Here is an 8812-nt window from a genome sequence, read left to right on the forward strand (position 1 = left end):
AAAACGAACACGCAATCTTTAAAAACTTCTTTCCTTAATCAGGTTGGGCAGTTTCCGGGCGATGGCGTCCGCCCCAAATGCCTCGAAAAGAGGCTGATGACGCCTGTTCTCTCCAGATTCGGAGGTGACGCCAGTGAACCCGGAAGGAAGAATATTTATTGGGTTAGTCCAGGTTATAGTCGTGCTCCTGCTCTCCCCCCTTATGGTAGGGATACTCAAGAAGGCGGAGGCGAGGATAGAGTCGCGGAAGGGAATAAGCATCTTCCAGCCATACTACGACCTGGCAAAGTTCTTCAGGAAGGAGGTACTGGTCCCGGAGAAAGCGAGCTCCTTCTTTGTCTTCGCCCCGTTCATAGCGTTCGGAGCGATGCTCACACTGCCGTGGATGCTGCCCATCATCGGCAACTTCCCGAGCTGGTTCGCCCCGACTGTAGACTTCTTCGGCGGGACATTCATCTTCGGACTTGCCGCAATGGTCTCAATACTAGCAACGGAGCGGACGGGGAGCTACTACACCGGCATAGGGGCCACCAGGGCCGTTAACTTCGGCGCCTTCGCGGAGCCGGTCCTCATAATGGTCTTCTTTGGGGTTGCCATCCTGACCGGCACCAACAACCCCTTCCTGATGAACCACAGGATAACGGCCGAGGGCTGGTATCTAAGCCCGACACACATCCTTATAACCGCTGCCTTCTTCATGCTCCTGCTCTTCGACACGGGAAAACTGCCCATTGAATCCCACGGAAGCAACGAACTCGGCATGATCGACCAGGGGAAGGGGCTTGAGTATACTGGCCCACTCTACGCGCTCAACACCTGGGCCGGCTACATGAAGTCCTTCATCCTCATGGCGGTCTTCCTCAACGTCTTCGCCGTCCCATGGGGCCTGGCAACGAACGCTTCGCTCTATGAGGTTCTCAAGGGAACAGCTCTCCTATTCGTCAAAATGCTCGGTCTCATAGGTGCCTTCGTGGTCGTTGAAGAAACCCTCGCGAAGATAAGGCTGTTCAGGATAATAGACTACCTCTCGGCCAGCTTCCTGCTCGCGATAATGGGGGTCATAAGCTTCCTCCTCGGGGGTGTTGTACCTTGATGAGCGTTACAGCTGAGGTCATAAACATCCTCGGCGTCACGGTGCTCCTGACGGCGTTCCTCCTGCTCACTGAGTCCTACATGCACTCGCTCATAAACATCATAGCCTTCCAGTCCCTCCTTATAGGTGGGATACTGGCCATTATCGGCTGGGAGGAGGCCAGCCCTGAACTCATCCTCCTGGCGGGGATTACCGTGGCCTTCAGGGCGCTCCTGATACCCTGGATACTCCAGAGGGACATACAGAACGAGCGCATCTGGCGCAACAGGGAGGTCAAGACAACACACCACGCAATAGTCGTGGGGCTGGTCCTCGCGGTAACCGCCTACTTCCTCTACGTCCCGGTTTACAGGATAACTGGGGACTGGAACGGGGTTATACCCTTCATACTGCTCTTCCTCAGCATGCTCATCGTCGTCGGAAGAAGGAACGCGATGGCCCAGATAATCGGCTACATAAGCGAGGAGAACTCCCTCCTCTACCTTGCAGCAGTGATGACGTCCATGCCCCTAATCCTGGAGTTCGGAATCCTGCTCGACATGATAGCCTTCGTCCTGCTCGCGGTTATCCTTGGAGCGGAGAAGCGCTACGGCCCAATAGAGGTGGAGGAGCTGGTGGGGTGATAACATGGAAGCAGTGGTTTACCTCCTCTTACTCCCCCTCATCGCCTCAATTCTCTCCCTAGCGGGCGAGAGGTGGGGACGGGCCCTGACGCCTGCCTTTGCATTCGCAACGGCCATCCTCTCGACCCTGATGCTCTACGGGGGAAGGACCGTCTCAACGCCGAACCTCTACGCTGACTGGTACTCGCTCGTCATTGCCGCCATAGTCTCGTGGGTCTACCTCTTCGCATCCATGGCCTCCATCTACTACACCGAGGGACTGGAGAGGCCCTTCTTCGACCTCCGCTACTACTGGAGCATGCTCTCGCTCTTCGCCCTCACGATGAACTTTACCGCCGTGGTTTCAAACCTCGGCTGGATGTGGATCGGGCTTGAGGCCACAACGGTCGTGAGCGCCCTCCTGATACTCACGGAAGGCGAGAAGAGGAACGTCGAGGGGGCATGGAGGTACATGATAGTCGCCTCGGCGGGGCTTGGGATAGCCTTCCTCTCGGTGATCTTAGCCTACGCTTCCGCCGGAACCCTCGACGTCAGGAGCCTGACGTTCACCCAGAAGGAAGCTCTCCTGGTCTCCACCCTTGCTCTGATTGGCTTCGGCACCAAGGCCGGCCTCTTCCCGATGCACGGCTGGTTGCCTGACGCCCACGGAAGTGCCCCTTCACCGGTCAGCGCCATGCTCTCCGGAACGCTCCTTCCGACGGCCCTGCTCGTCTACTACAGGGTTCTAAGCGCGTCGGCATGGAATGCTCCAGCGAAAGTTACGCTCCTCTTTGGAATCCTCACACTCCTTGCCGCAGCCCTGCTGATGGCGTCCCAGAGGTTCCTCAAGAGGTTGCTCGCCTACTCCAGCATGGACATGATGGGGGTAGCGGCAATAGGCCTCGGCCTGGCCCACTACCACCCTGCCTTGCTAAAGCTGGTCTTCCTCCTCCTGGCAGTCCACGCCTTCTCCAAGGGGGCCCTCTTCATAACCGCCGGCAGCGTAATGAGGGCCTACGGAACTCACGAGATAGCGGGAATAGGGGGCCTCATGGACTCAAACCCCATGAGCGGCCTCTCATTCGTCCTCTCGTCCCTGTCCGTGACTGGAAGTCCCCCGTTCGGGACGTTCATAGCGGAACTCGGAATAATAGGGGTCACCCTGTCAAGGAGCTACTGGTGGGCGTTCTTTGTGGGGACGGGCCTGTTGCTCTCCTTCCTGGCCCTGAACTGGCACTCGGCCAGGATGGCCTTTGGCGACGGAGAAAGGCGGGAGGTTCCCCTAGGAGAGGGGGCCATAGCGCTCACCATGACCCTGACGGCCCTTGGGATAAGCCTCTACGCGTGGTATCTGGTCATAACGGGAGGTCTGGTAATATGAAGGCACTCTCCGCTGTGTTCAGGAAGGGCGGGAAGTATCTGACGGTCTGGCTCGACTACGGGAGCGGTAAGGCGGAGCTTGAGCTCACGGACTCTCTCCCGGACAGGAAGATAGCGCCCGCCCTTGTCGGCGAGACCGGGCCGTACATGAAGATCCCGCCCGGAACGAACGCCGTCCCCTTAACCTTTGGCCCGGCGGCCGGTGGCCTCGGTCAGGCAGGGGCCTTCGAGATACTCACCTACGGCGAGAGGATAGTGACAATAAGGCCGGTCTACGGCTACAAGAGGCGCGGGCTGGAAAAGGCGATGCTCAACCGCCCGGTGGAGGAGTCAGTCGCGGTGCTTGAGAGGGCAGCCGGGAACTTCGCGATGGCCTACACCTACGCCTTCCTGAAGGCGATCGAGGCCAACCCGGACGAAGACGTATGGGAGGTTAGAAAAGCCCTCCTTGAGCTTGAGAGGCTCTACAACCACTTCAACGCGATACACAAGCTGGCAGAGGCGGCATCGCAGAAGGTCGCTACCATGCACTTCCATGCTTTGGAGGAGGACGTTCTCAGGGTATTCAGCCGGCTGACTGGCCACCGCTACGGCTTCGGCTCGAACCTGCCGGGCCAGGTGAGGATTGTAGAGCCGGAGGCCATTGAAAGGCTCAAGCGGATTAAGGAGGAGTTCCGCTCGCTCAGGGAGGAGCTGCTGGAGAGCAAGATATTCATCGACCGTCTCCACACGACCTGCAGGCTCACGAGGGAAGACGTCATAGAGCTCGATGCAGTGGGCATAGCGGCGAGGGGCTCCTCCGTTCCGAGGGACGTGAGAACCTTCGACCGCTTTTACTCATACAAACCTGTGACCTGCAATGATGGCGACGCCTTGGCGAGGCTGATGGTCAGGATTAGGGAAGTTGAGAAGTCCTTCGAGATTATAGATGGTTCAGAAGTGAGGAGTGTCCGCTCTGACCCGTCCCTTAAGGATGGCCTGAACCTTGGATTGGCTGAGGCACCCCACGGAGACGTGCTCGTTCTCGCGGAGCTTGAAGGCGGAAGGCTGAGGTGGATAGGCCTCAGAGGCGCTTCCCGCATCAACTACATCGCCTTCGCAAAGGGAATAACCGGGAACATCTTCACGGACTTCCCGTTTGGTCTTGAGAGCTTTGGTCCGAACTTTGCCGATGCCGACCTCTGGCAGGGGGGTGAGGACTGATGTGGATGATCAAGGGGCTCAGGAAGGGCGTTATCACGAGCAACTACCCCAACAAGGTGAGCGACGACGAGCTGTCGCCGAGCTTTCCCCTAAAAGCTCCGGAGGAGTGCCCATTCGGTGCGGGTGAGGGCGGAAAGTTCGACCCAAGGAAGTGCATCTCCTGCCGCCTCTGCAACATCCCATTTGGGAGGAAGCTCGACGTTGATGACATCAAAAACCCCCTCGACTTCAGGCGCTCGCTCCACGTCTTCTTCTTGGATGTTGGAACCTGCCACGCCTGCAACCGCGAGGTTGCCCAGCTCAAGGGCCCCTACTACGACGTCCACAGGCTCGGGATATTCTTCACGCCAACGCCGAAGCACGCGGACGTCCTACTCATCGCGGGCTGTCCGACAGAGGACATGGTACCCGTGCTGAAGGAGGCCTACGGGCTGATGCCGGAGCCGAAGCGCGTCCTCGTCCTCGGGGCCTGCTCCAGCGGTGCCCTCTGTGGAAGGAAGGTCGAGGAGATAGTTCCTGTGGACGGCTACGTGGCCGGTTGTCCCCCCAACCCAGTCCAGATAATTCGGGGACTCCTCAAGATGGCAGGGAGGGATGTAGAATGAACCCCTACTACCTGATAACCCTGGGCTTTGCGGTAACTTCCTTAATCTCGCTCGCATCGAGGAAGATCACTTACTGGCTCGACACGGCACTATCCTCAGCCCTGCTCTGTGTCCTCCTCTTTCAGCCGGGGGGCATCGACGGAACCGCCAGGTACTTCATGCTCATATCGGCCATTGTCTGGCTGACGGCCTCGCTCTTCAGCGTGGACTACGACCACTATCCAAGGCTCCTGGCCGGGTCCTTCTCCCTCGCGATGGCGGGGATGATGGTCATCCTCCTCTCCGGAGACGCGGTCACCTTCCTCGTCGGCTGGGAGGTAATGACGGTAGCGAGCTACCTCGGGATAACCGCCAAGGAAAGGGAAGGGAAGGGGGCCTACAGGTTCCTCGCCTTCGGCGAGCTGAGCGCCCTCCTAATTCTAGCAGGGTTCGGCCTCCTGACCCTCCAGAGCGGTTCAGTGGACTTCTCGGCCTGGAAAGGCTCGCCGGCCTGGGATGTTGCCTTCTTCCTGGCCGCCCTTGGCTTTGTGGTCAAGATGGCGGTCTTCCCGTTCCACATCTGGCTCCCGCAGGCCCACGGCAAAGCTCCTGCCAACCTCTCTGCCCAGCTGAGCGCCGTCCTTACTCTAATGGGCCTCTACGGGATGGTCAGGCTGCTCCTCATAGCCAGGCCCGCGGACTGGGTCGGGGCGTTCTTCCTGCTCTTTGGAGGCCTAACGGCGATCCTCGGTGCGGCTTACGCGGCCGGAACCGAGTACGTCAAGAGACTCCCAGGATACAGCACGGTCGAGAACGACGGGGTTTTGCTGGCTCTCTTCGGAGGGGCCACCATTGCCCTGAATCACGGTAATACCGACCTGGCATCGTTCACGTTCTTAGCCCTGCTCTTCTTCGCCTTCGCCCACAGCGTCTCAAAGGGGCTGCTCTTCCTCATAGCGGGTAGACTCGAAAACGGCACCGGGAGGTTCCCTGAGGTCGTCCACGGCAGGCTTTCGAGGCTCGGCGTTGTGGCAGGCTACGCCGCCGCCCTGAGCCTCGCGGGAATCCCGCCGTTCCCGGGCTTCCTCGGGGAGTGGCTAGGCATAGAGAGCCTCCTCCAGAGCTTCAAGATACCCGACCCCAAGTTCAAGGTCCTCATGGTTTTCGTCGGCTCGCTTGTAGCCCTAACAGCTGGAATCGCGGGGGTTGCGATGAGCAAGGTAATAACCCACGGAGTCCAGAGGGCAGGGGGCAGGAAAGGGTATTCCGTCGAAGACGTAGGCTACGCCCTCTCCGCGGCCGTACTCTTCATCGTCGGGGTGCTACCGGGACTTCTCTTCCGCGTCATAAACGCACCGATGGAATCGCTGACCGGCCAGAAGGCCACCGACTTCCTCGGCGATGCGCTCGGGATAAAGGAGGGCCTTCTCGTAGTTTCCAAGGGCTTTGGTGGGATATCACCCACCTACCTGGCCCTTCTGGTCTCCATCTTCGCCGTGGGCACATACATCGTCCTCAGACCGACCACGAACCTGCGGGCAAGGCGCGTCAGGGCCTGGAGCGGTGGTCTCAGCAACCCGGAATACCCGTCGATAGCGCACTCTGCCATACTGCTCGCCACGGAGGGCTGGCTCTACGGGACGAGAGAAGAGAAAGGCCGTCTCCACTGGCGCGAGAGAATAAACCTCGCTTACAACAGGCTCGCCAGGGATTATCTGGACTTCTCCGAGTGGTTCAGACACGGGGTCATGAGGGGCTCGGACAGCGTGTACGTCGCATACATCCTGCTCGCCGTGGCGGTGGCACTCGCCTATCTGCTTTACGCCCTCTGAGGTTTTTACCTTTTTAACCTGCTCAGCAGTTGTAACACAACATCGCGGCCTTCTTGAGGAGGATTACCCTGTATAGCTTTCCGTTTATGATTCTCGTGTTCGATATCTTGTTGAGGTGGTGTATCCTCTTCCGCTCGAGGGCTATGAGGTCAAGCTCCCTAAGCACCTTCACGAAGTCCTCCCAGCGTATCTTGAGCCAGCTTGAATAGTAATCGAAAAGCTCCTTCTCCACGACGCGGTAGGTCTTCCCGTCCACCTTATAGCGGATCGCGCGCTTGGGAAGCTCCTTCCTCAGGCGCCAGCGGGCGTGGAGTGGCTCCTGCATTTCGTAAACCGCCTCGTCCATGCTCTTCCGCTCCACCATCATCTTGAGGATTATGCCGAGGATGCGGTTTATCCTGTCCGGAACGCCGACGACGTCGCCCCTCAGAACGATTTTCCTCCTGCGTACCTTAATGCCCGCGCTCTCAAGCCCCTCGCCGATTTTGGGGGTCGTTTTCTTCTTGGTGCCGCCTGTGTCGACGATTCCGCCTATTATGAAGGCCTTAACGTCGAAGTCCTCCTCGCTCAGAACCTCATCCGCCCAGGGATCGAGGAGGACGACCTCGTCTATTTCCTTCTCGGCCAGAAACTCCGCGGTTGGGCCTTCGTAGGCAGTTATCCTGTCCAGCGGGCCGTTGAACATCCGTCGGAACTCTTCATTGGCCCACGTTACGGCCAGCTCCCTTCCGGTGAAGTAGTCCCTCAAAAGGCCGTAGCTCTGGCTCACCTGCAGGCAGACCTTGCCCTTCTCCTTCTGGGTGTGCCTGCCCCAGTGGTACAGGTCGATTATGAAGTAAGGCCAGTCGGGAAGCCTTGAGCGAAGCTCTTCGGGTGTTAGAACCGGCTCGAACTTCTCCATCATGCAGAGCGGGGCGTAGGCGTAGTGGGAGCCCTCGACGCGCTTCCCATAGAGATCCCAAGCAACGGCGGTCTTCTCCGGAACCCTGAAGATCGCCCCCTTTCCGTTGATTATCTCCACTGCCACGTCCTGAAGCTTGTTCCTCGATTTTCTAAAGCGCTTTGATAGCACCCCGAAGCTCTCGATCCCCTTCTCCCTGAGTGCTTCCCTGAATACGTCGGCGAGCGTCATCATGGCCATCGGTTGGGGGTTGAGTGGAGGCTTAAAAAGTTTGTCGGCCGTTTTTCTTAGACGAAAGATTTTTAAACGCTCGCCCTTCCCTAATATCGAGCCCCGGTGGTGTAGCCCGGTCAAACATGCGGGCCTTTCGAGCCCGCGCCCCGGGTTCAAATCCCGGCCGGGGCACCATAATTCTAACAAACCTTGCATTCCCGTTCTTCTGCGTTCCCAACTATCGAGGGAATGCCCATGCTCGCCGTAAAAGTCCCCAAGAAAGAGGCTGAGAAGACCAGAAGGAAGCTCCTCGAACTCGGTGTCCTGGCCAAAGGATACTCTATAAAACGAGAGGGGGATTCTGTTCTCTTCCCGGTTACGGAGCCGGTTGAGGGCTTTGAGCTTGTTGAGACTGAGTTCGAGAGAACCGAGAGGAGGCCCCACAGCTACCGCGAGGTCGTTGAAGTTCCAGAGAAGCTCAGGCCGCTCCTCCCGAGCTCCTTCGACATCATCGGAGACATCGCGATAATCGAGCTCCCTGAGGAGCTAATGGAGTACGGAAAGGTCATTGGCGATGCCATTCTAAGAGTCCACCGCCATATAAAGGCCGTTTTTGCCAAGGGAAGCAAAGTCGAGGGAGAATACCGCGTGAGGGAGCTTATCCATCTCGCCGGGGAGAAGAGAACTGAAACCCTCCACCGCGAGAACGGGATAAGGCTGAAGCTCGACGTCGCTAAAGTTTACTTCTCCCCCCGTCTGGCGACCGAGAGGATGCGGGTTTTTGAGAGAACCAAGCCGGGCGAGGTCGTCTTCGATATGTTCGCCGGCGTCGGGCCTTACTCAATTCTCCTCTCGAGGAAGGCAAAGCTCGTATTCGCCTGCGACATCAACCCCTGGGCCGTCCGTTACCTTGAGGAAAACATCAGGCTTAACAGGGCCAACAACGTCGTGCCCATCCTCGGAGATGTGAAGAAGGTCGCCGGAAGGGTGAAGGCCGACCGCGT

The 8812-nt window shown here is 58.5% G+C and carries 8 protein-coding genes, 1 tRNA gene and 1 riboswitch; of the genes, 8 read left to right on the forward strand and 1 reads right to left on the reverse strand.

What is annotated here, in order from left to right:
- Positions 1-48 precede the first annotated feature (48 nt).
- Positions 49-113: riboswitch (Fluoride riboswitch) on the forward strand.
- A 20-nt stretch (positions 114-133) separates the two neighbouring features.
- Genes F7C11_RS00930 through F7C11_RS00955 form a run of 6 tightly spaced genes read left to right on the forward strand, consistent with a single transcriptional unit; the run spans position 134 to position 6694 of the window.
- On the forward strand, positions 134-1093 hold the full coding sequence (locus F7C11_RS00930) for a respiratory chain complex I subunit 1 family protein (RefSeq protein ID WP_297090040.1): 960 nt from the start codon (positions 134-136) through the stop codon (positions 1091-1093).
- Entirely contained in the window at positions 1090-1716 is a 627-nt protein-coding gene (locus F7C11_RS00935) for a hypothetical protein (protein WP_297090042.1), read from the forward strand. The genes F7C11_RS00930 and F7C11_RS00935 overlap by 4 nt, the downstream gene beginning before the upstream one ends.
- 4 nt (positions 1717-1720) lie before the next feature.
- A complete protein-coding gene (locus F7C11_RS00940; protein ID WP_297090044.1) occupies positions 1721-3076 on the forward strand; it encodes a proton-conducting transporter membrane subunit in 1356 nt (451 codons plus the stop codon).
- Positions 3073-4278 carry a hypothetical protein gene (locus F7C11_RS00945; protein ID WP_297090046.1) on the forward strand — a complete coding sequence of 402 codons (1206 nt, stop codon included), beginning with the start codon at positions 3073-3075 and terminating at the stop codon, positions 4276-4278. The genes F7C11_RS00940 and F7C11_RS00945 overlap by 4 nt, the downstream gene beginning before the upstream one ends.
- The gene (locus F7C11_RS00950; RefSeq protein ID WP_297090048.1) at positions 4278-4883 is read left to right on the forward strand and encodes an NADH-quinone oxidoreductase subunit B family protein; all 606 of its coding nucleotides are present in this window, start codon (positions 4278-4280) and stop codon (positions 4881-4883) included. Before F7C11_RS00945 ends, F7C11_RS00950 begins: the two co-directional genes overlap by 1 nt.
- Complete coding sequence (locus tag F7C11_RS00955; protein ID WP_297090050.1) at positions 4880-6694, forward strand: proton-conducting transporter membrane subunit; 1815 nt, start codon at positions 4880-4882, stop codon at positions 6692-6694. The genes F7C11_RS00950 and F7C11_RS00955 overlap by 4 nt, the downstream gene beginning before the upstream one ends.
- A 22-nt stretch (positions 6695-6716) precedes the next feature.
- Here the strand turns inward: F7C11_RS00955 and trm10 are convergent, their stop codons facing one another.
- Positions 6717-7829: a tRNA (guanine(9)-/adenine(9)-N1)-methyltransferase gene (gene trm10, locus F7C11_RS00960; protein WP_297090060.1), complete on the reverse strand. Its 1113-nt coding sequence runs from the start codon at positions 7827-7829 to the stop codon at positions 6717-6719.
- A 96-nt stretch (positions 7830-7925) separates the two neighbouring features.
- Here trm10 and F7C11_RS00965 point away from each other — a divergent pair.
- Positions 7926-8003 (forward strand) — tRNA-Glu (locus F7C11_RS00965).
- Positions 8004-8063: 60 nt separating this feature from the next.
- Positions 8064-8812 (forward strand): class I SAM-dependent methyltransferase family protein (locus F7C11_RS00970; RefSeq protein WP_297090062.1); only part of this gene is annotated, 749 nt, incomplete at its 3' end.

Source organism: Thermococcus sp. (genome assembly GCF_015521605.1).
GTDB lineage: Archaea > Methanobacteriota_B > Thermococci > Thermococcales > Thermococcaceae > Thermococcus.

What these genes read in the sequence shown, in the direction of transcription:
- trm10 (WP_297090060.1), bottom strand. Translation starts at nt 7,829, where the DNA reads ATGATGACGCTCGCCGACGTATTCAGGGAAGCACTCAGGGAGAAGGGG.
- F7C11_RS00955 (WP_297090050.1), top strand. Translation starts at nt 4,880, where the DNA reads ATGAACCCCTACTACCTGATAACCCTGGGCTTTGCGGTAACTTCCTTA.
- F7C11_RS00945 (WP_297090046.1), top strand. Translation starts at nt 3,073, where the DNA reads ATGAAGGCACTCTCCGCTGTGTTCAGGAAGGGCGGGAAGTATCTGACG.
- F7C11_RS00950 (WP_297090048.1), top strand. Translation starts at nt 4,278, where the DNA reads ATGTGGATGATCAAGGGGCTCAGGAAGGGCGTTATCACGAGCAACTAC.
- F7C11_RS00940 (WP_297090044.1), top strand. Translation starts at nt 1,721, where the DNA reads ATGGAAGCAGTGGTTTACCTCCTCTTACTCCCCCTCATCGCCTCAATT.